Below are 23,939 nucleotides of genomic sequence, written 5' to 3'. Positions count from 1 at the left end.
AAACATCATTCCTTGCTTTCCTATAAGTCAGTGGTTTTTCATGTTTTCCGCCAGAACTAACATTTCTTTCGCGTGCGTAAGCGTCGTTTCAGTTATTTCTACGCCGCCCAGCATGCGTGCCAATTCTTCCGCCCTTTGCTCATTTTCCAGCAGCTGTACCGTTGTATATGTACGTTCATTTTCGGTGTGCTTACGAATTAAGTACTGCCTGTCAGCCATACATGCAACCTGAGGCAGATGTGTGATGGAGAACACCTGGCTGTATTCGGAAAGACGTGACATTTTTTCCGCGATGGCCTGCGCCGCACGCCCGCTCACCCCGGTATCCACCTCGTCAAAAACTAAAACCGGAATTTGATCGATCGCAGCAAAGATCGATTTCATCGCGAGCATCACCCGTGAGAGCTCCCCGCCGGAAGCGATTTTGCCGATTGGCTTCAAAGGCTCGCCCGGGTTCGGTGAAATCATAAATTCCGCTTGATCGATACCGGTTTTGACGAAGGTTCCTTGCGGAAGCGGTTCGATTTGGACCTGAAACCTCGTTTTCTCCATGTGCAGGTCCGACAAATGCGTTTCAATTTGCGATGCGAGCTTAAGCGCGCTTTGCTTCCGGACCTCCGACAGTCTTTCACCCAAGTGCATCAAGACGGCTCTTTGCTTTTCCAGCGCAGCGCTCAGCTGCTCCAGCTTCTCATCTTTGCGGTCGATGTAGTCGAGCTCCGTACCTATTTTTTCCGCATAGACCAAAATATCCTCTACGGTCGCGCCGTATTTGCGCTTCAAACCGGTAAGCGAAGCTAGCCGGCTTTCAATTTCATCAAGACGAACCGGATTGAATTCAATTTGATCGCGATATGCCCGCAGCTCATGAACCGCATCCTCCAGCTGATAATACGCCGATTGGACTTGATCCAAAATCGGCTTTAAAGCAGCTTGATCATAGGCCACCGCAGCCTGCAGCTTTTGTAGCGCCTTTCCTACGGATTCCAAGCCTTGTTTGTTCCCGTAAAGCGATTCGTATGCATCAGCTACACCAGAATACAGCTTCTCTGCATTCGCTAGTTTGCGTTTTTCTTCCGCAAGTAATTCATCTTCTCCTTGGCGAAGAGAGGCCGCTTCGATCTCTTGCAGCTGAAAGCGGTACATGTCACTAAGCTGCAGTCCATTTCGGTTCGCTTTTTGTACTTCTTCATACTCTTTTACTAGAGCAGTATAATGCTTATACTCTTCCTGGTACTTCGCTTTGGCCTTGGCAACCGTGCTTCCCCCGAAAGCATCCAACCATTCCAAATGGAACTCTGATTTAAGGAGAGACTGGTGCTCATGCTGGCCGTGAATATTGATCAGGTGCTCGCCGATTTCCTTCAGCATCGACAGGTTCACCAGCTGACCGTTCACTCTGCTGGTGCTTTTCCCACTGCTTGTTACCTCTCTACGGATCAAGACCGGATCTTCGCGCTCCGCAGCGATTCCAAGCCCTTCCAGCACCATCCAAAGCGGATGCTCCTTCGGAAGATCAAACAACGCCTCAATTTCAGCCTTGTCACAGCCATATCGCACAAGATCTGCAGAACTGCGACCACCGGCGACAAGCGAAAGCGCATCGATAACAATCGATTTACCCGCACCGGTTTCACCGGACAGCACATGAAATCCAGTGCCGAATTGCACCTGAAGCGACTCAATGACCGCTAAATTGCGGATACTAAGCTCACTTAGCATAATTTCCCTCCTGTTAGCCTGTTATCAGAGCATGTCCAAAATTTGCTCGGAAATTTTTTCACCTTGCTCTTTCGAACGGCAGATGAGCAAAATCGTATTATCTCCGCTAATCGTCCCCATCAGCTCCGGCCAATCCAAGTTATCGATCAGCTCGGTAATGGTGTTAGCCGTGCCTGGCAAGCATTTCATAACGACCAAGTTGTCGGCATGGTCAATTTGCACGAAGTAATCCACTAAAGCACGCTTAAGCTTCTGCAGTGGATTATAGCGCGGGTCCGCAGGCAAGGAATATTTGTAGCGCCCATCGTTTAGCGGCACCTTAACGAGATGCAGCTCCTTCATATCCCGAGATACTGTTGCTTGAGTGACTTGAAAACCAGCTTCGCGAAGTGCATCCACCAGCTCGTCCTGTGTTTCAATCTCATGATTTGTCACGATTTCGCGGATTTTAATGTGTCGTTGTCCTTTCATGTAAACCTCGCAACCACCTTTTCTAAATGGACGTTAATTTTTATAATTCCAGCTCAAATTGGATCAGTCGAATGGACCTTTGCGGAACATCGACATAGAGTATCCCTTCAGCCTCTTCATAAACATAAGCATAGGGCAGCAGTCTTTCTCTAATCGCAGCGCCGGTCATTTCCAAAGGCTTCCGGGCACGGGCGATCTTCACAAGATAATAGGAGTTCTCTTTTCTGGCGATATAATCGATAAAAAGCTGGCCAGGCGGAATCGGAGCTCCGTCGATTTTGATATGCACCTTGACCTGAGTCTTCTTATTTACAACCTCATAGCCTTCCTCTTCGAGAAGCAGGACTGCCTCATTGACTTCAATCGGCTCGTCGGATACCGGTATGGTAACCTCAGGAGGCAGAAACAACCACTTCCGAAACATTACGTATGCCCAAACAAGCAGCGCTGCAAGCAGCAGCGCAAATACAGCAATATCGCTGCCTGTCATTGCCATCCCCCCGCTCCTCTCATAATTCGAGCATCCCGGTTATTTTTCCTGTAAGCATGTCCCGAAAATGCGAAAAAAGCCCATCTGAACCAGATGAGCTATCCGCCAAAGCTTTGGGCAACCTCTTGAAGTGTACGGGAAATAATTTCTTCTTTATTGTTTGGTGTTTCCGGAGGCTCTCCCGTGCGCCAGCAGGCTAGGAATTCTACATTCCCTTCTCCGCCCTTAATCGGCGAAAAGGTTAAGCCTTCGAGCAGAAATCCGAAGGCCTCCGCATCCGCAAGCACCCGACGCAGTACATCGCGATGTACCGCCGGATCACGAACAACCCCAGACTTGCCCACAGCCTCACGTCCCGCTTCAAACTGCGGCTTGATTAAGGCAACAGTAATACTCCCGGGATCGAGCAGCTTATGCAGTACGGGAAGTATGATTTTAAGCGAAATGAAGGAAACGTCGATTGAAGCGAAGGTCGGCTTCGGCCCCTTCAAATGCTCCGGCTCCAGGTATCTGAAATTGGTTCGCTCCATCACGTTCACCTTCTCGTGATTACGCAGAGACCAATCCAGCTGGTTATAGCCGACATCAATTGCATAAACATAGGACGCGCCATGCTGCAGCGCACAATCCGTAAAGCCGCCCGTAGAAGCGCCAATGTCCAGCATTATAACACCCGTGAGATCAATCCCGAATACACGGAGCGCTTTTTCAAGCTTAAGACCTCCGCGGCTAACGTAAGGATGAAGATCTCCCTTCACCTTAATTGCCGCACTGCGGGGCACCTTCGTCCCCGCCTTTTCCGCCCGTTCTTCGTCAATATAGACCAAGCCCGCCATTATAGCAGCCTTCGCTTTTTCCCTGCTATCAAAATACCCCTGCTCAACGAGCAGGACATCTACACGCTCTTTATCCGATGCCATTCGTATCTCCTTGAGCCGCTATGCGCGCTGGCGCAATCTTGTCTGAAAGCTGCGCAGCTCTGCTGCAAGCCGTTCGGCCGTAAGACCGACCTCTGCGCGCTGTTCCTTAATGCTGCCATGCTCGACAAAATAATCCGGAATGCCGAGAAGCTTCAGATTCATCCCGCTAATTCCGTTTGTAGCAAAATATTCGGCCACCGCACTGCCCGTACCGCCCTGGACAGCATGCTCCTCAATGACTACCATATCGCGCTTCTCGTCAGCGAGCTGCTTAAGCATCGCTTCATCAAGAGGCTTGATAAAGCGGGTATTGATCACTTTGACCCGCATGCCTTCCTTCGCCAAGGCTTCGGCCGCTTCTAAAGCCACCTGAACCATCGGGCCTACCGCGAGGACGACCGGACCTTCCCCTTCTTGAACGACTTCCCATGATCCGATTGGAATCGGCTTCAGTTCGTCAATAGGGTCCAAGACTACACCTGTGCCGTTGATCCGAGGATAACGAACAGCAATCGGGCCATCGTTATACTGCACTGCGGTATACAGCATATGCCGCAGCTCATTTTCGTCCTTCGGCATCATCAAGACCAAATTCGGAATATGCCTTAAATAAGAAATATCGTATACCCCGTGATGCGTTTCCCCGTCCGGTCCGACGAAGCCGGCACGGTCAATTGCAAACACGACGTTTAGATGCTGGCGGCAAATATCATGCACGACCTGGTCATACGCCCGCTGTAGGAAGGTCGAATACACTGCAAACACCGGCTTCATGCCTTCCATTGCCAGCGCTCCGCTAAAGGTAGCGGCATGCTGCTCCGCGATCCCAACGTCGATCATGCGACCCGGGAACCGCTTGGCAAATTTAAGCAAGCCCGAGCCGCCCGGCATGGCCGGGGTGACTGCAACGATACGGGAGTCCCGCTCAGCCAACTCAATTAGAGTGTTTCCAAATACCTCCGTATACATAGGAGGACCAACCGTCTTCAGCACCTGCCCGGATTCGATTTTGTAGGCTCCGGCCCCATGCCAAGCATGGGAATCCGCTTCCGCAGGCGCATAACCTTTGCCTTTCACGGTAACGACGTGCATCAGAACCGGTCCCGTCACCTTTTCTGCCTGCTTCATTGTTTCCACCAGAAGCGGAATATTGTGTCCGTCCACTGGACCGAGATAAGTGAAGCCCAGCTCTTCGAAAAGAACGCCGGAAACAACCAAATACTTTAAACTATCCTTCAGCTTTTCCGCCGTTTTAGCCAAGGTTCCGCCGATCGCAGGAATTTTCTTCAGCAGATGCTCGACTTCTTCCTTCGCTTTCATATACGTACGGTCCGAGCGGATTTTCGTTAAGTAGTTATGTATAGCCCCTACGTTCGGAGCGATCGACATCTCGTTATCATTCAATACGACGATCATATTTTTCTTTTCATGACCAATGTGGTTGAGCGCTTCCAGCGCCATCCCGCCCGTCATAGCGCCATCGCCGATGACCGCGACAATTTTATGGGACTCGCCCTTAAGATCCCGAGCTGTCGCCATCCCCATTGCGGCGGACAGCGAAGTCGAGCTGTGCCCGGCTTCCCATACATCGTGCTCGCTTTCCGAGCGCTTCACATATCCACAGAGCCCTTTATATTTGCGAAGCGTTCCAAAACGATCCTTCCGACCGGTCAAAATTTTGTGGACATAAGACTGATGCCCTACGTCAAACACGATTTTGTCCTCCGGACTGTTAAGTAAATAATGAAGAACGAGCGTAAGCTCAACGACTCCTAGGTTTGGCGACAAATGCCCGCCTGTCACCGACAGCTGTTCAATCAAAAACTGGCGGATTTCATCAGCCAGCTGTTCAAGCTGAGGTAATGTCAACGCTTTAAGATCGTTAGGTTTCTGAATTTGTTCGAGCAGCACGCTGTTTCCCTCGCTTTCCTCCGTTATTGGATTTTTTCTTCTTTGACTGCAGAACACGTATTCCGAGCCGGTGCTCCAGTACATAAAAGAGCCTGCCGATCAGAAGAACGATATGCGTCGCGTGGCTGATGGCAAATGATTTACCAAGTGCCTTGCCCCCTACCGTTAATCCGGACACAAGTCCGGCCACGGCAACGCTGATTGCGGTTTGCACGGGGCCATCCGCAGAGGACGTCAGCTTCAGCACAACCAACGCGCTCGCCGTTCCGCTAATAATCCCGCATATATCTCCAATAACGTCGTTACAAAAGTTGGAGAAGCGATCCGCGTTTCGTACGATCAGAATGGCCTGCTTGGAACCGTCCACCCGCTCGGATGCCATCGCATGAAACGGAATTTCGTCCGCTGCAGCTGAGGCCAAGCCGATCATATCGAAAAAGATGCCGCATAGTACAATCAACAAAACAACGATCATACCGATCCCCCAGCTTACGCCCGCAAGCACAGTCGTGGAGGTTACGGAAAACACGGAAGCGAGAAAAAAAGTCAAAATAAATATAAAAACACTCCATCTGATGGAGTTTTTAAAGGAATATTTCATTCGATTCGTCCAATCGGTTTCTTTCGGCAACCAATAAATATGTAGAGTGGCAGCTTGCGAAGTAAACGCTGTGGCTTAGGTCCAGTAGGTTTTCCCAAGCAGTCACCCTCTTGTCGCCAAGAAGGCAGTTTCCCTTTATGACTGCCTTAACGCCGTCACCGGTCGTTAGACTAGATTACCACTCAGTCCACACTATAATCCTCCGCAAGCCTCTAGGCAGAACAGTCTAGGAGTTTTCCTCTGACAATCCTTGACCATTTTTTAGCCTCTTTTGCAAGACAGATTTCATGCAGCATCCAGCAGACATTCTCTTGGCCGAGAGAAAGATCCGCCTACCATCTGCAATCCCCACTGGCTCGCTCAAGGCAGGCTACGCTGCACGCAAGTCGTCGGATACCGCCAGCCGAAGCCGGCACAACCGTCGGACCCGCCATTGCAGGTTCATACCCCAAGCCGTAAACAAGGGTCGAATGCGTAACCGCATTCTTCTTCTCCACGCACTTGGGCCTCCGCGGAAGCAGGGTCATCGCCCACATGCCATTGTGGATCGCCCCGCAACCTTAACTCCCAGCATCAACCCCCGACTGGGCGTCGAGAGCCAACACAAGGAACTTCATCGATGTGCCCTTCGGCGGATTTTTAGGCCCGCCCTCAAAATGGTGGACCGACTAGAATACTGCACCACTCATCAGTGCCTAATCGCAAATCATTATACCATAGTCGCGCAAACACGCGAAAGTGGATAAGCGCCCCTTTAATACTCGCGCTTTACCAAGTAATCAGCAATTTCCAGCAGCCTTCTCGGCTTCGGAAGGCCTGCAGCCAGAAGCGACTCTCTTGCCTCTTCGGTCAGCATCGCAATTTGCGAGCGGCAGGCGTCCAAACCAATTAAGAATGGATAAGTCACCTTTTGCTGCTTTTCGTCGCTCTTAACCGGTTTGCCAAGCTTGCTTTCATCCCCCGTCAGATCGAGAACGTCGTCCTGGATTTGAAAGGCAAGCCCGATATTGCGGCCGAATATGGTAAGGGCCTGCAGAGCAGCATCGGATGCTCCCGCAGATCTTCCGCCGGCTCGTACCGAATATACGATTAAATCGCTTGTTTTATGCAAATGAATATATTCCAGCTGGGAAAGCCCCGTCATTCCCTGCTCGGCATCCATATCGGCAGCCTGACCGCCAACCATGCCTCGCGGACCCGCATATTCAGACAGCTCCGCCACCATGGCAAGGGTCTGCTCAGCCGAAACTCCCAGTCTGTAATGGGCTTGCGTCAAATAGTAGAACGCGTGGGTCAGTAGCCCATCGCCGGCCAATATCGCGGAAGCTTCGCCGAACACCTTATGGTTCGTCGGCTTGCCCCTGCGCAGGTCGTCGTTGTCCATAGCCGGCAAATCGTCATGAATAAGTGAATACGTATGAATCATTTCGACGGCGGCAGCCGTTGGCATGGCCAGCTGCGGCTTTCCTCCGACCGCTTCTGCCGCGGCAAAGGAAAGCACCGGACGAAGCCGTTTTCCGCCCATGAGCAGCGAGTATCTCATCGCTTCCAGCAATCCGCTTGGTATCCCCCAAGCTCCCGGAAAGCTTTGTTCCAGCTCTGCTTCCACGGCAGACGCCCAGTGGCGTATATATTCGGTAATGCTTAATTGTTCCGTATCCATGCTGTTTTGCGTGGTCAAGCTTGTTCACCCTTCTCGTCAAAGCCGGCAGTGAACGGTTTTTTCTCTATGGCACCATCTTGTTCAACCAGCATATCAATTTTTCGTTCCACCTGTTCCAGCTTGCCGTTGCACAGCTGGGAAAGCGTCATCCCTTCCTGGAACAGCTCGATGGCCTGCTCCAGCGGTACATCTCCTTTTTCCAGCCGTTCGACAATCGACTCCAGCCGTTCCAAGGCGCTTTCAAAGGTTAGCGTTTCTTTGCTGTCCTGCGCTTCCATGACGTTACTCCTCCCCCTTCATGGACCAAACCTGGCAATCCAGCTGACCGTCACGCAGCTGGACCTTAACGAGATCCCCCAGCTGAACGTCTTCAACCGATCGGATCAGCTTTGATTTTTTTTCATCGTATACAATGCTGTATCCCCGCTGCATAATTTTCAACGGGCTCAGCGCGTCAAGCTGGCGTAGCGTGCTCCCCAGCTGCGTCCGCCGATCCTTCGCGTACTGCTTCGCGCTCTTAACGAGCTGAAGCTGGGCTATCGAGAGGCGCTGCTTCGCAGCAGTGAGCTGGCTGCCCGGATCACGGGCGGCGAGCCGCCGATCGATGCGGATCCACCGCTCGTTCGACCGCCGCAGAAGCGCTTCCATCCGCAGTCGCAGTTGCTCGCTCAGCCGGTCGAGCCGTTGCGCCGGCTGCTGCAGCATCGCGTGCGGCTGCCGAAAAATCGGCGAATGCGCCGCCCGCCGCAGGCGCTCCTGCTTCCGCGAGAGCTGCGCGTATAAGCCCTGCTGGAGCCGCTCCGTCAAATGGCGCAGCCCCTGCCGCACCTCGTGAAAATGCGGCACGGCCAGCTCAGCGGCCGCTGTAGGCGTTGCTGCGCGAAGATCGGCGACAAAGTCGGCGATCGTAAAATCCGTCTCATGGCCGACCGCGGATATGACGGGAATCGCCGATGCGGCAATCGCGCGCGCGACCTCCTCCTCGTTGAAGGCCCACAGCTCCTCCAAGGAGCCGCCGCCTCTTCCGACGATCAGCACTTCCGCCTCCGCCAGCTCATTCATGATGCGAATGGCTCGCACAATCGAGGCCGGAGCCTGCGTTCCCTGGACAAGGACAGGGAACAAAATGATCGGAACGGCCGGATACCTGCGCTGAAGCGTCGTCATAATATCGCGCACAGCTGCCCCGGTCGGCGAAGTAATGACGCCGACCGCCTTGGGAAACCTCGGAAGCGGACGCTTGCGCTCAGGACGGAACAGCCCTTCGGCCTCGAGTCGTTTCTTCAGCTGCTCAAAGGCCAAATACAAGCTGCCGATGCCGTCCGGCTGCATTTGAGTGACATACAGCTGATACTGCCCGTCCCGCTCAAACACAGAAATATTGCCCCGGGCCAGCACCTTCATGCCTTCCTTAGGCATAAACGGCAGCGACTGCCGCTGCCGTGCAAACATCACGCACTTGATACGCCCTCCTTCATCCTTCATCGTAAAATACAAATGCCCGCTCGAATGATTCGTAAAATTCGATATTTCACCGCGCACCCACACGTCCTGAAGCAGCGAATCGGATTCGAGCTTCATTTTCATATACCGGTTCAGCTCTTGGACGGAAAGTACGCGTTCGTCCTTACGCACGGTTACTTCACCTGCTGACGCTTCGCCGCTCTTTCAGCGGATTCGAGCGTATTATACATAAGCATGGCAATCGTCATGGGCCCAACGCCGCCCGGAACCGGTGTGATTGCGCCCGCTACCTCGGCGACCTCTTCAAAAGCTACGTCGCCCGCGAGCTTCCCCGTATCAAGACGGTTGATGCCAACGTCGATGACGATCGCACCCGGCTTTACATGCTCCTTGCGGATCAGACCCGGTTTACCGACAGCCGCAACAAGAATATCGGCTTGTCTCGTAATATCAGCCATATTCGCGGAACGCGAATGGCAAACCGTTACCGTGGCATGCTCCCGAAGCAGCAGCATCGCCATCGGCTTGCCTACAATGTTGCTGCGTCCTACGACAACCGCATGCTTTCCAGCCAGCTCAACGCCAGTCCGCTTCAGCAGCTCCATGACACCTGCCGGAGTGCAGGGCAGAAACCCTTCGTGACCGCTCGTCAGATTGCCTACGTTTACCGGATGAAAGGCATCGACATCTTTTTCCGGCAAAATCGCATCGTCGATCTTATTCTGGTCAAAATGGGAAGGCAGCGGCTGCTGCACGAGAATGCCGTGAATCCGCTCATTGCTGTTAAGCTGGCCGATCAGCGCAAGCAGCTCCTCCTCCGTTGTCGATTCCGGAAGACGATGCACCTCGGAATACATGCCGAGCTGCTCGCAGGTTTTCGCTTTGTTCCGTACATACACCTGCGATGCCGGATTTTCACCGACGATCACCACGGCAAGTCCCGGTTGAATTCCTTGTGCACTCAACCTCGCTGCTTCTTCCTTCACCTGTGCCTTCAGTTGTTCGGATATCGCTTTCCCGTCAATGATTTGTGCGCTCATGTCTCTTCTCCCCCGTCTCTCCCGTTACACCTTTTCTTGTGCCGCCTTCGCTTTCAGCTCGTCCAGCTTTTTTATCATTTGACCCAACACGCCGTTTACAAATTTCCCCGATTCATCGGTGCCAAAATGCTTTGCCAGCTCAATGGCCTCGTTCACCGCAACCTTTGGCGGCGTTTCGGCTTCCACCACGAGCTCAAATGCCGCAAGCCGCAAAATTTGACGGTCTACGCGGGACAGCCTGTCCATCTTCCAGCCCTTTAAAAATTCAACGAGCAGGGAATCCAAAAGCTCTCTATTCTCGTTTACGCCGCGCACCAAAGCACGGACGTAACGCGCCGTTTCCGCGTCAACCTCCGTCATTTTTTCCGGGTCGGGCTGTTCCTCTTTATTCATGGTCTCTTCCAAAATGGCATCGACCGCCCGATCGTCGGGAACCTTATTCATTTCCAAATGATAAAGGCTTTGCACTGCTAGTTCTCTTCCTGTTCTACGTTTCATGAAAGGTGAGTGTTCCTCCTTGACTATATCTTCTAGTATATGACATTATCGCCGAAAGCCAAACAAAAAAATCCCAAAAGGATGGGATTTACCGAAACCATCTATCGGAAAACCATCGGGACAAAAAGCTCCAGTCCATTAATGGTTCCCCTCTTTCCACCTTGCCGCCGAAATAATAGCCGACCAGCATTAGAAAAGCGAACACGAGCATGTCCCAAAAGCCCCAAATCAAATAAATGAATCCGAAGAACATTCCCGCGGCCGTGCCTGTCGTCTTCCCCCGGTGCCTTTCCCATAATTCCTTCCACATCGGGATCCATCACCTCTATTCTACGCGGCTTTTAAACGTTTGCGATTGCACGATGTTCGCGACGAAGACGGAAACGAACGATACCGGAATGCCTGTAATATCCTCGACGAGCCCCTTTACCGAGCTCTGCACCTCTTCCGTCATCGACGGAATGGAGGTTTCACCGTCTACAACCGTACGGATGGAAATTTCAAGTCCCGCATCCGTGACACGCACCCGAGCTTTCAAGTCGCGTACTCCGCGCACTTTCGAAGCTGCTTTCAGCGAAAGATTTTCAACGGTTTCCAGTGAAATGCGAATATCCCCGAAATCCGTGCGTTGATCGATGGAAGGCGCCCCGGAACGGCTTCTGCGCAGCGACAAGTATAAAAAACGCAGGCTCAGTAATATGAGTATAGCCGATACGGAATACAAAGCCGGCAGCAACCAAACCGGTTCGGGTTCCATAGCTTCAGGCGATATCACCCCGGATACCAACAGCAGCGTCCCAAATGAAATGACAATAACAAGCAGGCTGAACACAAAAAGCAAAAATTTATCCGCAACACGGATCATCCGGCTTGTCCTCCTTTGCAGCAGATTAGAATAGAAGCAAACCCCCTGACCGATCAGGGGGTTTGGCTGAGCCGAAAGAGCGGCGTTTACTTCACGCGCAATGTCGTAAAGTCTTCCTCTTCGGGTTTATTGTCCATTCCTTTAAAATGAACATCGTGAATATGTACATTAACTTCAACAACCAATAGGCCTGTCATCGATTCGATGGCATGCTTAACATTATTTTGAATCGCGGAGGCAACCTCCGGAATCCGTGTACCATACTCAATTACGATCGAAACATCAACTGCAGCTTCGCGTTGGCCGACTTCCACCTTAACGCCCTTCGCCAAGTTTTTGCGTCCGAGCAGTTCTGCAACGCCGCTTGCAAAACCTCCGCTCATTCCTGCTACCCCATCTACCTCAATGGCAGCCAGGCCGGCTATCACTTCGATGACCTCAGGAGCAATTTGAATGTTTCCCATCTCTGTTTTCACAAAATCTGGAGCAATCGTGTTCACCGAAAGACGCACCTCCTTATGTTTTCATCTACCGCGCAATCGACGGTGTTGTCCGTCTTAGTATTTATAACTATACCATTCTGGCTGTTTTATGACAAACCGTAGAAAATCTGAGGAGTGCGTTTCGGATCATCGCTTATTCTCGCGGGTCGTTTACGTCGTAATCCTCTAGAAACTTGATGTCAAAGTCGCCCCGTATAAATTTCGGATGTTCCATGAGCTTACTATGGAACGGAATGGTGGTTTGTATGCCTTCAATAGCGAATTCCGCTAAGGCCCGCTTCATCCGGTTGATCGCCTCTTCGCGCGTAGCGCCCCACACGATGAGCTTCGCGATCATCGAATCATAGTGCGGCGAAATCGTATAACCCGGGTATGCCGAGCTGTCCACACGAACGCCGAGCCCTCCCGGCGGCAAATAAAACGAAATTTTACCCGGCGACGGCATAAAATTACGGTTTGGATCCTCTGCATTTACGCGGCATTCGATCGACCAGCCGTTAATCTGCACATCCTCTTGCGAAATGCTGAGCGGATTACCTTCCGCCACTGAAATCATTTCCTTCACGATGTCGACGCCGGTCACCATTTCCGTAACCGGGTGCTCTACCTGAATTCGCGTATTCATTTCCATAAAGTAAAACTGACCGTCCGGTCCCAGCAAAAACTCAAGCGTGCCCGCTCCGGAATAATTCACCGCTTTCGCCGCGCGCACCGCAGCTTCGCCCATTGCCTTCCGCGTTTCCGGCGTAAGAACAGGACAAGGCGCTTCCTCGACCAGCTTCTGACGGCGCCGCTGTACCGAGCAATCGCGCTCGCCAAGATGGATGACGTTGCCGTGCTTGTCCGCGAGCACTTGAATTTCAACGTGCTTCATGTTGGTCAAAAACTTTTCAAGGTATACGCCGCCGTTGCCGAAAGCCTTCTGCGCTTCCTGCTGCGCTTCCGTCATCTGGCGCACCATATCTTCCTCGTTGTCGGCAAAGCGGATGCCTTTGCCGCCCCCGCCGGCCGTCGCTTTAATGACGATCGGGTACCCGATATCGCGGCCGATGGCTACGGCGTCTTCCACTGTTTCCACCAAACCGACGGAACCGGGAATAACCGGAACATTCGCATCGCGCATCGTCTGCTTCGCCGTCGACTTATCCCCCATTTTGCTGATCGCATCCGGGGATGGGCCGATGAAGGTGATGCCGCACTGCTCACAAAGCTCGGCAAAATCAGCATTTTCCGCCAAAAAGCCGTAGCCCGGGTGAATGGCATCCGCGCCGGTAAGCGTCGCTACACTCATCAAATTGGTAAAATTCAAATAGCTGTCCTTGGACAGCGTAGGACCAATACAGTACGCTTCGTCCGCCATACGGACGTGAAGCGAATCGCGGTCCGCCTCCGAGAAAACGGCAACGCTGGTTATGCCGAGTTCACGGCAGGCGCGGATGATCCGCACAGCGATTTCACCGCGGTTCGCTATTAATATCTTGTGAAAAGTCATCTGGTGTTTACCTCCCATTAACCGCGACGAACGACAAATAGGGGTTGTCCGTATTCGACAAGCTGTCCGTTCTCAACCAGAACCTCGACGATTTCCCCCTTGACCTCCGCCTCGATCGGATTCATCAGCTTCATGGCCTCAACGATGCAAACAACAGATTTCTCCGTCACCTTCGAGCCGACTTCCACGTAAGGAGCCGCTCCCGGGGACGGTGCAGAGTAAAATGTACCGACCATCGGAGACACGATTTTATGTAAGGATGCGTCGTCCGCCTTCGGTGCAGCCGTTTCAGGCGCAGGCGCCGATTCTGGAGCTGCAGGGGCTGACACGGCAGCTGGCGCGGCGGCAGGGGCAGTCGGAACATATACCTGCTGCGGCGCAGAAGTTACGAGAACGTTTTCCGTTTTATTCGGCTTGCGGATCATAAGCCGGGAGCCCTCGTTTTCGATTTCAATTTCCTGTACGGATGTTTGATCGACTAATTTTATTAGTTCTTTAATTTCGCTCAGTTTGAACATGGCCCGTTTCGTTCACTCCTTCAGGCACCTGAACAGCGGAAGCCTGTCTTAGTTTTGCAACGTTAGTATTATAACACAAACCTTCTTCACTTCAAGATGATTCCTCCAAACTACCGCCCAAATGGTGGAAAAATCCCGCCGGATCATTCCGGCGGGAGATAACGATAGGTTCGGTTCAATTAGTTTTTAAATTCAACCGAAACGCGGTCTGCGCCGATGCCGAGCTCTTTCATTGTCATGTCGATGATGGATACCGCTTCGGAACGCTGAAGCTTATCAGCCATTACGACCACTTTATACTTGGAGCCGTCTTGAACAACGACAGCATTACCGAATTGAGTAGCCAGCTGATCTTCCAGGCTAATCATTTTAACATGCTGCTCCTCCAGTTTGTACATATCCTCGTAAGCCTTCGTTACCGCCTCGTTATTTTGCTTCGAATCGTTGATGATCGTCATCAGCTTCTCGCTCATTTTCGTTAACTCTTCGTCTCTACGAAGATTTGCGTCGATAAAGTACTCTTCAGCAGACATCGCCTGCGCAGAAACCTGCTGCAGCAGCTCCTCATCCGTCTTGCCTTGTTCGCCGGCTGCTTCCGCCGCGGACGTCTCTTTATCCGCCGGAGCTGCGTCGGTTTTTGCCGTATTGTCAGGCGCGTTGGTCTTTACCTTATCCTGGCCGGTTACCGCTGTCGCATCATACTTGATTTCTTGCGTCTTCGTCGTTTCTGTTCCGGCCTGCAGCTCGTTCACATCATCGGTAAACAGGTAGTAAGCGGAGAGCACCACCATCAAGCTAAGCATAGATACGAGCCATACAGTTTGTCTTTTCGAGTTCATGTTTTCATCCTCCTAGAAATGAATTGATCAATTTATTTTAAGAATGGTGTTATTGCTGTTTTCTCGGCACAACCGATATGCGATGCGCCGGCACCGCTAAACCGCGTTCTACCGAATCAACGATCAGCTTTTTGACCGTCATATTTTCTGCGCCCCTCGCCACGACGACAACGCCGCGTATTTTCGGCTTGATCGTCTTCACCACAAGAGGGACTTGGCTGCCGTCGCGGCCGGAAACGTCGTAAAGCACGACCTCTCCCTCACGTCCAACGTCCGTAATGTGGCGGGTGCCGCCTCCGTCGGCCTTTTCCTGCGTTACCGACTGGGTATCCCTCTGATCCTTCTCCACTACGATTTCCTCTGTCGACTCCAGCGTGACCATGACATCCACCTCGCCGACGCCGATGATTTGCTCTAAGATTTCCTTTAGAGCCGTTTCGTATCGGTCCTCGTAGCTTTGAAATTTCGTATCCTGCATCACGGCCTCAGACGAAGCCGGCTTACTGCTTGGCGGATCCGCGGTGCTGCCCGAAAGCGGCGTCTGCAGCGGCCCAATTTCCTTTACCTGAAGCATCGAGCTTACCAGCATGAAGCCTATGCCGAGCAAGCCGAGCAGCAGCAGCCATTGGACCGTTTTTCTCCGTCCGGTATCCTTGCCGCCAAGCGTATTGGTTAACCAGTTGAAAAATGGCCCCAAAGCATCACCTCCTTCAAGCGTAAACTTCAGGAAGACTTCCTGTCGGCGTCAACGTGGATCTTTAGCGCACCCGGTTCAATCCCCCATTCGCTGTGAATCACTTCGCTCACCTTCGAACGGATGTCATTCACCGTTTGCTCGGCGGCAGCCTCCGATACGGCTTCGGCCGCAGGATTGATGGAAATATCAATCATGACCGGCTTCACTTGGCCGATCGGTTCTCCGGACAAGCCGCCATCCGGTTTTGGACTGCTTTCATTCGCCACGGAAACAGACAGCTTCGCAACCTTCGGCTGGCCGTCCTCTCCGGCTTGTAGCACAGCGTCTACCGCCGTCACCTTATAGCCGGTCTGTTTTTCCACATGCTCCCGCACCATTCTCTCCAGCGTCTGCTCGACCTGCACCAGCACCGTCTCGTTCGATGCGCTGCGCATCCGCTCTCCTTCGGCCAGAACCTGGTCAAGCGGAACCACTTCCGTGCTCCAGGTGCGCGGCTGCATCGAAACCGAGGAAGCCAGCACATTTAAGTTCACATCAGTGTGAAACAAGCGGACAACCGGAGACAGCAGTGTCAGCAGAATGAACAAGCTGACGACCAGCTTTACGTACCGCTCCATGCTGCGATTCGGGAGCATCAGATCGATAAAAGCGGCGAAAAGGATGATGGCGATAATTTCTTTCAGCCAGCCGGCTAGCCAATCCATCGGATTCCCTCCTTATCGCACCATTAGCGACACGTTTCCAACCGTAATCATCACGGTTATGGCGAAGAAGAACATAAGCCCAACCGTCGCCAGAGCGGCAAACACATAAATCAAGCTTTTGCCGATGGTCTGAAGGCAGGAGCCGATCGGACTGGTGCCGAGTGGCTGCATGACGGCGGCGCATAAGTTATAGATAAAGGCCAAGGCCAAAATTTTCATCGCCGGGAATGCGCAAAGCAGAAGAATGATAATAACCCCGGCTAGCCCTACTGCGTTTTTGATGAGCATGGAGGCGCTGATCACCGTATCCGACGCTTCTGCAAACATCCGGCCAACCACCGGGACGAACTGCCCAGTGATATATTTCGCTGTCTTGAGCGTGACCCCGTCGGCAACACCGCCTGCCGCCCCCTGCACGGAGATCACTCCAAGAAAGATCGTCAGCATAATCGTCAAACCCGCGATGCTGATCGTCCGCAGCATATTGGCAAGCTGGGTAACCTTGTACTTCTCCGATAACGAGCTGACGATATGAAGGACAGCGGAGAAGAACAAGAGCGGAAATACGAATACATAAATGAACGTTCCGACGGTATGAATCATAAATACGATCAAAGGATGCAGTACCGTCACGGAAATCACATTGCCCATGGAAGCCAGCATCGTAAGCAGAACCGGAATCATAGCGATCATAAAATGAATCATGTCGGCAATCGCGTCATTGGCGTAGGTGATGGCGATATGAAAGCTGTTAAACGCGATGATGATCAGTACCATGTAACAGATGCCGTAAGCAATTTTGCTCACTTCAGCCCTAACGAAAGCCGATTGCAGCGTCTCAAGCATCACGCTAAGAATCGCTAATATTACAATAGATCCGAGCAGCTTTCCGTTTAAAATGATTTCCCGGATAAAGTAGCCCGCCAGCCCCTTGATGACATTAACCGGATTCAGCTTCTCACCGCCCGGCAGCAGCATTTCCATCAAGGTAGGGGTCTGCTCTATCGGCAAAAACTCACCGTAATTTTCCATTAACCGGTCCCAGTACTGCTCCACCTGCTCAGACGGAACCTCCTCGGCCTGCTGGCGGACGACTCCGTTTAGCGGATCGGCTTGAGATGTCGGAGCTTGCGTGTTCTGGGTTTCCGGTGCAGCCATAACCTCTGCAGGCAAGGGCCATAGGGATAAAAGCAGGAATAGTGCGGCGGCGATTGCTATCAGATAACGGTGCATCATTTATCCCCCCTACAGCTCCTCCGCTGTGCTCCTGCTTACGCAGGCAGAAGCTTCAGCACCGTTTCCAAAATGACGGTTATGATCGGAAGGGCCATAGCCATGATCAATATTTTCCCTGCCAGCTCCACCTTCGAGGCGATGGACTCTTGTCCGGCATCCCGAACGATCTGCGCCCCAAATTCGGCGATGTATGCGATGCCGATTATTTTCAGAATGGTCTTCAAGTACACCATGTTGACGCCCGATTTTTGGGCCAGCCCCTCCAGCACCCTCATGATGTTGGATATGTTCCCGAGCAGCAGGAGGAAGATGACCATACCGGTAAAGGTTGCCAGCAGGAAAGCAAACATCGGCTTTTGTTCCTTAATGACTAGGGTTAGCACCGTTGCAATCAAGGCGAGCCCTACGATTTCAATGATTTGCATCGGCGCCACCTACTGGAAAAGAAAGATCGTTTTGATTTCCTTAAAAAGCTCGTCTAGCATTCGGATGACCATCAGCATAACGACCACGAATCCGATAAGCGTCGCCCAATGAGCCATATCTTCCTTGCCCATTTGCTTCAGCACGGTATGGATCATGGCGATCACAATGCCGATGCCGGCGATTTGAAAAATCGCGTTGACATCCATATTCATGAACGATCACATCCCGTCAATACATAAGAATTACGACCAATGCGCCCATCAACACCCCCAGCGTACGCCACATTTTTTCGTATCGCCGCTGATCCTCCCGGGCCGTTTCTTCTTCCGACCGGAGCTGGCTTGAGGCAAGCCGGATATGCTTGACCTGATCCTGCCTGTCGGTAAGGCCCAGATTGGCGCCCAGCCGCTGAGCGATTTCCCGCTCCGCCTTTTCCATCGCGGTATCGCTCCACGTTTCCTTCACCGCCTGCTCCCAGCAATCGGCAGTGACGGCGCCGGGCTCCCGCATCAATTCCGCGGTTTTCCGGAACAGCCGCTCCAGCGGCGCTGGAGTTTGTGCGGCGATGCGCGTGAGTGCTGTCGGCAGCGGCGTATAGCCGTACACAATTTCGGTTTCCAGCAGCTGGAGCGCATGAATCAGCTGCCTGATTTGCACCGGCCGCTTCCCATACCGCGAAGCGCGCTGAAAGCCGTACAAGGTTGCTGCGGACATGATGAGGACAGCTCCAACCAATTTAAGCATCGGCTGCCTCCCTCCCCGCCGAGAGTGCCGGGACGGCGATCTGTCTTCCGGAGTCATCATATACAGATAGGGAAAATCCTCTGCGATTCCCCGGCTTCCTCGCTTGTATCACAATAAACCGGGAAAATACGCGCTCACCGATCAGCTCGCGCAGCGCCGGTCTGCGGCCGACGTCCTCGACGCTGTGACCGTGCGCCGTAGCCACCACGCGAATGCCGGCATGCAGCGCCTCGTGGATTGCTGCCGCGTCCTCAGGCCTGCCGATTTCGTCGACAGCGATAACCTCCGGCGACATCGAGCGGATGAGCATCATCATCCCCTCCGCCTTCGGACAGCCGTCCAGCACGTCCGTACGCGGCCCGAGATCGAACACCGGCGTCCCTTCTACGCAGGCCGCAATTTCCGAGCGTTCATCGACAACGCCCACCTTCCAGCCTGCTTTCACGCGGGGGGGACTGCCTCCGCTCATCAAACGGACCAAATCACGCAGGAGCGTCGTCTTTCCTCCCATCGGCGGTGAAACGATGAGCGTGTGCTTGACCGTCGAACCATCCGGCTCAAGCAGGTAAGGCAAAATCGGTGCAGCTGCGCCTTTGACTTGTCTCGCCAACCGGATATTAAAGCTGGAAATATCTTTAATTAGCTTCACCCTGCCGGAATCCACAATCGTTCGTCCGGCAAAACCGACCCGGTGGCCGCCGGCTATCGTGATGTATCCCCGTTTGAGCTGCTCCTCGATCGTATACACCGAGTGATTCGTTAAGGTATCCAGCAGCCGCAAGCAATCGGATCGCGTCGGGAGATAGGCCCCGTGAGGCTCGGCTCTCAGTCTCCCATCCAACTGCAGAAAGCCGTGTCCTCCGTCATATACAATTTCCAGCGGCCTGGCCTCACGAATTCGGATCTCCATTAGTGCGGAAGCAGCCGGTTCCGGAAGCTTCCGCAGCGCTTGTGCGATATCAGGAGGCAGCAAGGTTACAATTTGTTGTGTCATAGCGGCCCTCCAAGTTGTCCGAGGTTTACCACATCTATATGCACAGCCTGTCTATTTATGACTAATTGCTAGATTTACTTTTTTAAGATACCGATAAAAATGAGTGCGACACCTGCGAGAATCCAAGCCAGCTTCCCGAAGGAAAACTTATCGGCTACGCCGACGAGTCCCACCGTCGTTACGGTCAGCATGACGAGAGGACCGACCAGCGCCAGTGAGGAATTCACTAGCAGCGCTTTCTCCACCGAGTTAAAGCGAAGCATGAGCAGTGCTGCGGTCAATTCTACTAAACCTGAAAACACGCGCAGCATGGCCATTGTCATTACAATTTTGTTTACCATATCCTTTTAAACCCTCCCCGACGATCGCATTCAATCCATTGTATGCAGGCCTGTCTCTGTTTAGGATGTAGCTCGTCTTTTTCTGCAAAAGAAATCGTCACACCGAACACCGATGCCTGCCAAATGGGCACACCCCTATCCGCTGATGCATATATTGCTTGCGAGAGAAATCCAAAACAGCGAGGAGAATTCAGTTCATGGAAGCAAAACCGCATGCGGAGTGGCATCCGATGCTGCAGGACCCGACCGGTTCGCGGGCGGGTAAACCTAGAACAGCTGGCAAAACGATGGTCATCGATAAAGGTCTGGGCATCCGTGCTTACGAGGATCTGCTTGAAACGTCCGGAGCTTACATTGACATGATTAAGCTTGGATTCGGCACCTCCGTGCTTTACAGCCGGAAAGCGCTGCTAGAAAAGATTGCGATTGCAAAGCAAAACGGTATCGCGATCATGCCTGGGGGCACGTTTCTCGAGGTGGCGATTACGAAGGGGCTCGTGGCAAGCTTTTTCCAATCGGTGACAAAGCTTGGATTTACCGCAATCGAGGTATCGGACGGTACGATTGATATGAATCGCCGTCTGCGCAGTGAGCTTATTATCCGGGGATTGGATGAGGGACTGGAAGTGTACACGGAATACGGTAAAAAGATGTGGGGCTCTCAGATTGAGATCGAGGACTTTCTGGAGACGGTCCATACGGATATTTCGCTTGGCGCCGCGCATGTTACCGTGGAAGGGCGTGAATCCGGGATCGGCGTCGGCATTTTTGATGAAAACGGAGAATGCAAAGAGGATGAGATCGACCTCGTCATTAAAAATGTGCCAAGTCCAGATTGTTTAATGTGGGAAGCGCCCCTCAAGTCGCAGCAAACACAGCTCATCCTGAAGCTCGGGCCGGATATTCATCTTGGCAACATCGCTCCTGAGGAAGTTATCGCGCTCGAGGCATTGCGCCGCGGGCTAAGGTCGGATACGATGAAGTTAGGGATGCGAACAGAAAACCACAATAAATAATGCTTCATCCTTGTTTCGTACCAATATTATATGAATAAGGAGGCACTTGGTATGCGTGTGGATGTCATTGCGAGCGTAGGCGAAGCAATTGTTGATGATTTGCTGCACAAAACCGTCGTCGCGATCGATGTGCTCCGTGCGACAACCGTCATGACGACCGCTCTTGAACAAGGGGCGGAAGGCATTGTGCCTGTAGAAACGGTCGCTCAGGCACGAAGCCTGCAGCAGGCCGGAGATTTGCTCGGCGGTGAGCGCGGCTGCAAAAAAATTCCCGGCTTTGATTACGGGAATTCCCCTTATGAATTTTTAGACGGCAGCATTGCAGGACGCAGACTAATTATGACAACGACAAATGGCACAAGAGCGATTCAAAAGGCGCAAAAGGCCGGCTGTGTGCTTGCCGGCTCATTTCGGAATGCGGCTGCCTGCGCCAAGGCAGCGGCTGCTTTAGACAAAGATATTGTACTTCTCTGCGCGGGAACTCAGGACGTATTTTCATTAGAGGATGGGTTATGCGCCGGAGCACTGCTGCATGAGATCCGTTCGGTAGCAAAGGGTGTACTCGCTCCAAACGATTTCGGACTCGCGATGGAAGCGGCGTTCCTGCAGCATCGCGCAAATTTGACGGATACTATTCTTAACTGCAGCAACGGGATTCGTCTAACGAAGCTGGGTTACTCGCAGGACGTCGGGTTCTGCACGGAAATCAGCGTATCCAGCACCGTTCCGAAGCTCCACGGACATATTCTTAAGCCGATTCAATAGGATTTCTGCGTTCTTGTTCTAAAATGCCCCCCTGTTCATAGACTAGACTTGTACTCTATCATGGACAGGGGTTTTTGACGTGAACGGAGATGTGCTGTTGCTCGTTTTAATTCTCATCGGTATGATCGGGCGTTCTCCGATCATTACAACAGCGGCCTGCATACTGCTCGTCGTAAAGCTTGTCAGCTTGGAGCGCTTCTTGCCGACGATTGAGAGGCGAGGTTTAGAGCTCGGCCTGCTGTTTTTAACAATGGGCGTGCTCGTGCCCTTCGCAAGCGAACGCATTTCCATAAAAGACATCTTGTCCGTATTCACCACATGGCCGGGAATATTGGCGCTGACGGGCGGAGCGTTCGCAACCTTTCTGAATGGAAAAGGGCTTGATCTGCTGAAGGCGGATCCGCAGCTGATTGTCGGCCTTGTCATCGGATCGATCTTCGGGATTGTATTTCTAAAAGGAATCCCGGTCGGACCGTTAATGGCCGCCGGGATTACTGTCATCTTATTAAAAGTGTTTTATTTCATCTTTGATCGTTTCGTTTAAGCAGACAGCCCGATAAAAAAGCCCGACCGGCATTCGGTCGGGCTTTCGACTGTTGTGATTATCGGCGTTCGGACGGTCCACCGACAAAAGCCTGTTCGTCGGAATCGAGACCGAAGCCGGTGTGCAGTGCACGAATGACATCCTGCAGCGGCTCGCGTTCAATGACACAGGAAACCTTAATTTCGGACGTGCTGACCATCTTGATGCTGACATTTTGCTCCGAAATAATTTGGAACATCCGTGCCGCAACCCCAGGGTTGCTCACCATGCCGGCACCGACGATCGATATTTTTACAAGACCCTGCTCGGATTCTACGCCGCGGTAATGCAGCTTTTCCTGCAGCTTCTCAAGCACTTGCACCGCTTTGTCCAGATCGGACAGCGCAACAGTGAAAGAGAAATTGGCTTCGCCGTTAAGAAGTGCGCCGCTTTGCACGATAATATCTACGTTGACGCCCTCGTTCGAAAGTGCGCCGAATACCTGGGCAAGCTGTCCCGGTACGTCCTGCACGCCCAGCAAGCTGATGCGCGCTACATTTTTATCATAAGCGATTCCGCTGACTACTACTCCCTGCTCCATTACCGCATCCTCCTTAACCGATGTCCCCTCGTTATAAGTAAAGCTAGAACGAACAACCAGATTGACGTTATAATGCTTTGCGTACTCAACCGCACGAGGGTGAAGCACCGCTGCGCCAAGGTTCGCCAGCTCCAGCATTTCGTCATACGAAATTTCCTTCAGCTTGCGCGCAACCTTTACAATTCTAGGATCCGTCGAATAGATTCCATCGACGTCCGTATAGATTTCACATAGATCCGCTTTGACAGCTGCCGCTAAGGCCACAGCCGTCGTGTCGGAGCCGCCGCGTCCAAGCGTTGTAATTTCCCCAGACTCCGACATCCCTTGGAAGCCGGCTACAATGACAACTTTACCGGCATCCAGTGAAGCATGAATCCGCTCCGGCTTAATATCCATAATGCGAGCCTTCCCATGAACCGGCTCCGTCAGCATTCCCGCCTGCCAGCCGGTATACGAGACCGCGTCTACTCCAAGTCCGTGGAGCGTCATCGACAACAGAGCTACAGACACCTGCTCTCCCGTTGTTAGCAGCATATCCATTTCCCGCGCCGGCGGGTTGCTGTTCAATTGTTTGGATAAATCAATCAAATCATCCGTCGTATCGCCCATTGCGGAAACGACAACGACACAGGAGTTGCCTTCCGCTTGCTTTTCTTTAATCCGATTCGCTACGCGGAGCATCCGTTCGGGTGTGCCAACGGAACTGCCGCCGAATTTCATGACCACTAATGCCAATTCGTCTCACTCCCATGCCTTTAAAATTACATTGTTACATTATACCATACGATCGGCGCCTTGTGGGGATGTTTGCCTAATTTTTCAGAAAACTTTAACGACGAAAAAGGCTTTTCGGAATTGAATGCTGCATGCATCCAATTCCGAAAAGCCTAATCCA

The 23,939-nt window shown here is 52.5% G+C and carries 30 protein-coding genes; 3 read left to right on the top strand and 27 right to left on the bottom strand.

Features of this window, described 5'->3' with window-relative positions; genetic code table 11:
- Positions 1 to 27 precede the first annotated feature (27 nt).
- The 26 genes from recN to GQS10_RS03730 form a co-directional block, all read right to left on the bottom strand.
- Positions 28 to 1,722, bottom strand: a complete 1,695-nt coding sequence (gene recN, locus GQS10_RS03855) for a DNA repair protein RecN (RefSeq protein WP_166239185.1) — start codon at positions 1,720 to 1,722, stop codon at positions 28 to 30.
- Between the two features lie 24 nt (positions 1,723 to 1,746).
- The gene (gene ahrC / locus GQS10_RS03850; protein WP_166239183.1) at positions 1,747 to 2,193 is read right to left on the bottom strand and encodes a transcriptional regulator AhrC/ArgR; all 447 of its coding nucleotides are present in this window, start codon (positions 2,191 to 2,193) and stop codon (positions 1,747 to 1,749) included.
- 40 nt (positions 2,194 to 2,233) lie between these two features.
- Positions 2,234 to 2,689, bottom strand: a complete 456-nt coding sequence (locus GQS10_RS03845; RefSeq protein WP_166239181.1) for a hypothetical protein — start codon at positions 2,687 to 2,689, stop codon at positions 2,234 to 2,236.
- Between the two features lie 92 nt (positions 2,690 to 2,781).
- Positions 2,782 to 3,603, bottom strand: a complete 822-nt coding sequence (locus GQS10_RS03840; protein WP_166239179.1) for a TlyA family RNA methyltransferase — start codon at positions 3,601 to 3,603, stop codon at positions 2,782 to 2,784.
- 18 nt (positions 3,604 to 3,621) lie between these two features.
- Entirely contained in the window at positions 3,622 to 5,514 is a 1,893-nt protein-coding gene (gene dxs / locus GQS10_RS03835; protein WP_166239177.1) for a 1-deoxy-D-xylulose-5-phosphate synthase, read from the bottom strand.
- Positions 5,486 to 6,115 carry a CNNM metal transporter family protein gene (locus tag GQS10_RS03830; RefSeq protein WP_166239540.1) on the bottom strand — a complete coding sequence of 210 codons (630 nt, stop codon included), beginning with the start codon at positions 6,113 to 6,115 and terminating at the stop codon, positions 5,486 to 5,488. Before GQS10_RS03830 ends, dxs begins: the two co-directional genes overlap by 29 nt.
- 332 nt (positions 6,116 to 6,447) lie before the next feature.
- Positions 6,448 to 6,612 carry a hypothetical protein gene (locus GQS10_RS03825; protein ID WP_166239175.1) on the bottom strand — a complete coding sequence of 55 codons (165 nt, stop codon included), beginning with the start codon at positions 6,610 to 6,612 and terminating at the stop codon, positions 6,448 to 6,450.
- 257 nt (positions 6,613 to 6,869) lie between these two features.
- A complete protein-coding gene (locus GQS10_RS03820) occupies positions 6,870 to 7,778 on the bottom strand; it encodes a polyprenyl synthetase family protein (RefSeq protein WP_166239538.1) in 909 nt (302 codons plus the stop codon).
- Between the two features lie 14 nt (positions 7,779 to 7,792).
- The gene (xseB, locus tag GQS10_RS03815) at positions 7,793 to 8,056 is read right to left on the bottom strand and encodes an exodeoxyribonuclease VII small subunit (RefSeq protein WP_166239173.1); all 264 of its coding nucleotides are present in this window, start codon (positions 8,054 to 8,056) and stop codon (positions 7,793 to 7,795) included.
- A 4-nt stretch (positions 8,057 to 8,060) separates the two neighbouring features.
- Positions 8,061 to 9,365 (bottom strand): exodeoxyribonuclease VII large subunit, encoded by a 1,305-nt coding sequence (gene xseA / locus GQS10_RS03810; protein ID WP_207952129.1) that lies wholly within the window; start codon positions 9,363 to 9,365, stop codon positions 8,061 to 8,063.
- Between the two features lie 50 nt (positions 9,366 to 9,415).
- Entirely contained in the window at positions 9,416 to 10,282 is an 867-nt protein-coding gene (folD, locus tag GQS10_RS03805) for a bifunctional methylenetetrahydrofolate dehydrogenase/methenyltetrahydrofolate cyclohydrolase FolD (RefSeq protein ID WP_166239169.1), read from the bottom strand.
- A gap of 24 nt (positions 10,283 to 10,306) precedes the next feature.
- Complete coding sequence (nusB, locus tag GQS10_RS03800) at positions 10,307 to 10,780, bottom strand: transcription antitermination factor NusB (protein WP_166239167.1); 474 nt, start codon at positions 10,778 to 10,780, stop codon at positions 10,307 to 10,309.
- 88 nt (positions 10,781 to 10,868) lie between these two features.
- A complete protein-coding gene (locus GQS10_RS03795) occupies positions 10,869 to 11,090 on the bottom strand; it encodes a DUF2273 domain-containing protein (RefSeq protein ID WP_166239165.1) in 222 nt (73 codons plus the stop codon).
- Between the two features lie 15 nt (positions 11,091 to 11,105).
- Positions 11,106 to 11,645 carry an alkaline shock response membrane anchor protein AmaP gene (gene amaP / locus GQS10_RS03790; RefSeq protein ID WP_166239163.1) on the bottom strand — a complete coding sequence of 180 codons (540 nt, stop codon included), beginning with the start codon at positions 11,643 to 11,645 and terminating at the stop codon, positions 11,106 to 11,108.
- Between the two features lie 86 nt (positions 11,646 to 11,731).
- Complete coding sequence (locus GQS10_RS03785) at positions 11,732 to 12,145, bottom strand: Asp23/Gls24 family envelope stress response protein (protein ID WP_166239161.1); 414 nt, start codon at positions 12,143 to 12,145, stop codon at positions 11,732 to 11,734.
- Between the two features lie 136 nt (positions 12,146 to 12,281).
- Positions 12,282 to 13,640 carry an acetyl-CoA carboxylase biotin carboxylase subunit gene (gene accC / locus GQS10_RS03780; RefSeq protein WP_166239159.1) on the bottom strand — a complete coding sequence of 453 codons (1,359 nt, stop codon included), beginning with the start codon at positions 13,638 to 13,640 and terminating at the stop codon, positions 12,282 to 12,284.
- 17 nt (positions 13,641 to 13,657) lie between these two features.
- Complete coding sequence (accB, locus tag GQS10_RS03775) at positions 13,658 to 14,158, bottom strand: acetyl-CoA carboxylase biotin carboxyl carrier protein (RefSeq protein WP_166239157.1); 501 nt, start codon at positions 14,156 to 14,158, stop codon at positions 13,658 to 13,660.
- A 179-nt stretch (positions 14,159 to 14,337) separates the two neighbouring features.
- Positions 14,338 to 14,997 (bottom strand): SpoIIIAH-like family protein, encoded by a 660-nt coding sequence (locus GQS10_RS03770; protein WP_166239155.1) that lies wholly within the window; start codon positions 14,995 to 14,997, stop codon positions 14,338 to 14,340.
- Positions 14,998 to 15,046: 49 nt separating this feature from the next.
- Positions 15,047 to 15,694, bottom strand: a complete 648-nt coding sequence (gene spoIIIAG, locus GQS10_RS03765; protein WP_243734940.1) for a stage III sporulation protein AG — start codon at positions 15,692 to 15,694, stop codon at positions 15,047 to 15,049.
- A 26-nt stretch (positions 15,695 to 15,720) separates the two neighbouring features.
- The gene (gene spoIIIAF / locus GQS10_RS03760; protein WP_166239153.1) at positions 15,721 to 16,398 is read right to left on the bottom strand and encodes a stage III sporulation protein AF; all 678 of its coding nucleotides are present in this window, start codon (positions 16,396 to 16,398) and stop codon (positions 15,721 to 15,723) included.
- 12 nt (positions 16,399 to 16,410) lie between these two features.
- Entirely contained in the window at positions 16,411 to 17,631 is a 1,221-nt protein-coding gene (spoIIIAE, locus tag GQS10_RS03755) for a stage III sporulation protein AE (protein WP_166239151.1), read from the bottom strand.
- Between the two features lie 38 nt (positions 17,632 to 17,669).
- Entirely contained in the window at positions 17,670 to 18,059 is a 390-nt protein-coding gene (gene spoIIIAD, locus GQS10_RS03750; protein ID WP_166239534.1) for a stage III sporulation protein AD, read from the bottom strand.
- Between the two features lie 9 nt (positions 18,060 to 18,068).
- Complete coding sequence (gene spoIIIAC / locus GQS10_RS03745; RefSeq protein WP_166239150.1) at positions 18,069 to 18,272, bottom strand: stage III sporulation protein AC; 204 nt, start codon at positions 18,270 to 18,272, stop codon at positions 18,069 to 18,071.
- 16 nt (positions 18,273 to 18,288) lie between these two features.
- A complete protein-coding gene (spoIIIAB, locus tag GQS10_RS03740) occupies positions 18,289 to 18,804 on the bottom strand; it encodes a stage III sporulation protein SpoIIIAB (protein WP_166239148.1) in 516 nt (171 codons plus the stop codon).
- A complete protein-coding gene (spoIIIAA, locus tag GQS10_RS03735) occupies positions 18,797 to 19,798 on the bottom strand; it encodes a stage III sporulation protein AA (protein ID WP_166239146.1) in 1,002 nt (333 codons plus the stop codon). The genes spoIIIAB and spoIIIAA overlap by 8 nt, the downstream gene beginning before the upstream one ends.
- Before the next feature lie 74 nt (positions 19,799 to 19,872).
- On the bottom strand, positions 19,873 to 20,139 hold the full coding sequence (locus GQS10_RS03730) for a YqhV family protein (RefSeq protein WP_166239144.1): 267 nt from the start codon (positions 20,137 to 20,139) through the stop codon (positions 19,873 to 19,875).
- 197 nt (positions 20,140 to 20,336) lie between these two features.
- On the opposite strand from GQS10_RS03730, the gene comA reads away from it, so the two are divergent.
- From comA to GQS10_RS03715, 3 genes are all read left to right on the top strand, one after another.
- A complete protein-coding gene (gene comA, locus GQS10_RS03725) occupies positions 20,337 to 21,155 on the top strand; it encodes a phosphosulfolactate synthase (protein WP_166239142.1) in 819 nt (272 codons plus the stop codon).
- A 51-nt stretch (positions 21,156 to 21,206) separates the two neighbouring features.
- Positions 21,207 to 21,920, top strand: coding sequence for a 2-phosphosulfolactate phosphatase (locus GQS10_RS03720; RefSeq protein ID WP_166239140.1), 714 nt, complete (start codon positions 21,207 to 21,209; stop codon positions 21,918 to 21,920).
- Positions 21,921 to 21,999: 79 nt separating this feature from the next.
- Positions 22,000 to 22,464 (top strand): DUF441 family protein, encoded by a 465-nt coding sequence (locus GQS10_RS03715; protein WP_166239138.1) that lies wholly within the window; start codon positions 22,000 to 22,002, stop codon positions 22,462 to 22,464.
- Positions 22,465 to 22,522: 58 nt separating this feature from the next.
- On the opposite strand, the gene GQS10_RS03710 is transcribed toward GQS10_RS03715, so the two are convergent.
- Entirely contained in the window at positions 22,523 to 23,779 is a 1,257-nt protein-coding gene (locus GQS10_RS03710) for an aspartate kinase (RefSeq protein WP_166239136.1), read from the bottom strand.
- Between the last annotated feature and the right edge of the window lie 160 nt (positions 23,780 to 23,939).

Origin of the sequence: Paenibacillus turpanensis (assembly GCF_011421635.1) — a bacterium.
Classification (GTDB): domain Bacteria; phylum Bacillota; class Bacilli; order Paenibacillales; family YIM-B00363; genus Paenibacillus_AK; species Paenibacillus_AK turpanensis.
Note: the sequence above shows the minus strand (reverse complement) of the source record. Positions and strands in the feature narration are given on the sequence as shown.

What these genes read in the sequence shown, in the direction of transcription:
- recN (WP_166239185.1), bottom strand. Translation starts at nt 1,722, where the DNA reads ATGCTAAGTGAGCTTAGTATCCGCAATTTAGCGGTCATTGAGTCGCTT.
- ahrC (WP_166239183.1), bottom strand. Translation starts at nt 2,193, where the DNA reads ATGAAAGGACAACGACACATTAAAATCCGCGAAATCGTGACAAATCAT.
- GQS10_RS03845 (WP_166239181.1), bottom strand. Translation starts at nt 2,689, where the DNA reads ATGGCAATGACAGGCAGCGATATTGCTGTATTTGCGCTGCTGCTTGCA.
- GQS10_RS03840 (WP_166239179.1), bottom strand. Translation starts at nt 3,603, where the DNA reads ATGGCATCGGATAAAGAGCGTGTAGATGTCCTGCTCGTTGAGCAGGGG.
- GQS10_RS03830 (WP_166239540.1), bottom strand. Translation starts at nt 6,115, where the DNA reads ATGAAATATTCCTTTAAAAACTCCATCAGATGGAGTGTTTTTATATTT.
- GQS10_RS03820 (WP_166239538.1), bottom strand. Translation starts at nt 7,778, where the DNA reads ATGGATACGGAACAATTAAGCATTACCGAATATATACGCCACTGGGCG.
- xseB (WP_166239173.1), bottom strand. Translation starts at nt 8,056, where the DNA reads ATGGAAGCGCAGGACAGCAAAGAAACGCTAACCTTTGAAAGCGCCTTG.
- xseA (WP_207952129.1), bottom strand. Translation starts at nt 9,365, where the DNA reads ATGAAAATGAAGCTCGAATCCGATTCGCTGCTTCAGGACGTGTGGGTG.
- folD (WP_166239169.1), bottom strand. Translation starts at nt 10,282, where the DNA reads ATGAGCGCACAAATCATTGACGGGAAAGCGATATCCGAACAACTGAAG.
- nusB (WP_166239167.1), bottom strand. Translation starts at nt 10,780, where the DNA reads ATGAAACGTAGAACAGGAAGAGAACTAGCAGTGCAAAGCCTTTATCAT.
- GQS10_RS03795 (WP_166239165.1), bottom strand. Translation starts at nt 11,090, where the DNA reads ATGTGGAAGGAATTATGGGAAAGGCACCGGGGGAAGACGACAGGCACG.
- amaP (WP_166239163.1), bottom strand. Translation starts at nt 11,645, where the DNA reads ATGATCCGTGTTGCGGATAAATTTTTGCTTTTTGTGTTCAGCCTGCTT.
- accC (WP_166239159.1), bottom strand. Translation starts at nt 13,640, where the DNA reads ATGACTTTTCACAAGATATTAATAGCGAACCGCGGTGAAATCGCTGTG.
- accB (WP_166239157.1), bottom strand. Translation starts at nt 14,158, where the DNA reads ATGTTCAAACTGAGCGAAATTAAAGAACTAATAAAATTAGTCGATCAA.
- GQS10_RS03770 (WP_166239155.1), bottom strand. Translation starts at nt 14,997, where the DNA reads ATGAACTCGAAAAGACAAACTGTATGGCTCGTATCTATGCTTAGCTTG.
- spoIIIAF (WP_166239153.1), bottom strand. Translation starts at nt 16,398, where the DNA reads ATGGATTGGCTAGCCGGCTGGCTGAAAGAAATTATCGCCATCATCCTT.
- spoIIIAE (WP_166239151.1), bottom strand. Translation starts at nt 17,631, where the DNA reads ATGCACCGTTATCTGATAGCAATCGCCGCCGCACTATTCCTGCTTTTA.
- spoIIIAD (WP_166239534.1), bottom strand. Translation starts at nt 18,059, where the DNA reads ATGCAAATCATTGAAATCGTAGGGCTCGCCTTGATTGCAACGGTGCTA.
- spoIIIAC (WP_166239150.1), bottom strand. Translation starts at nt 18,272, where the DNA reads ATGAATATGGATGTCAACGCGATTTTTCAAATCGCCGGCATCGGCATT.
- spoIIIAB (WP_166239148.1), bottom strand. Translation starts at nt 18,804, where the DNA reads ATGCTTAAATTGGTTGGAGCTGTCCTCATCATGTCCGCAGCAACCTTG.
- spoIIIAA (WP_166239146.1), bottom strand. Translation starts at nt 19,798, where the DNA reads ATGACACAACAAATTGTAACCTTGCTGCCTCCTGATATCGCACAAGCG.
- GQS10_RS03730 (WP_166239144.1), bottom strand. Translation starts at nt 20,139, where the DNA reads ATGGTAAACAAAATTGTAATGACAATGGCCATGCTGCGCGTGTTTTCA.
- comA (WP_166239142.1), top strand. Translation starts at nt 20,337, where the DNA reads ATGGAAGCAAAACCGCATGCGGAGTGGCATCCGATGCTGCAGGACCCG.
- GQS10_RS03720 (WP_166239140.1), top strand. Translation starts at nt 21,207, where the DNA reads ATGCGTGTGGATGTCATTGCGAGCGTAGGCGAAGCAATTGTTGATGAT.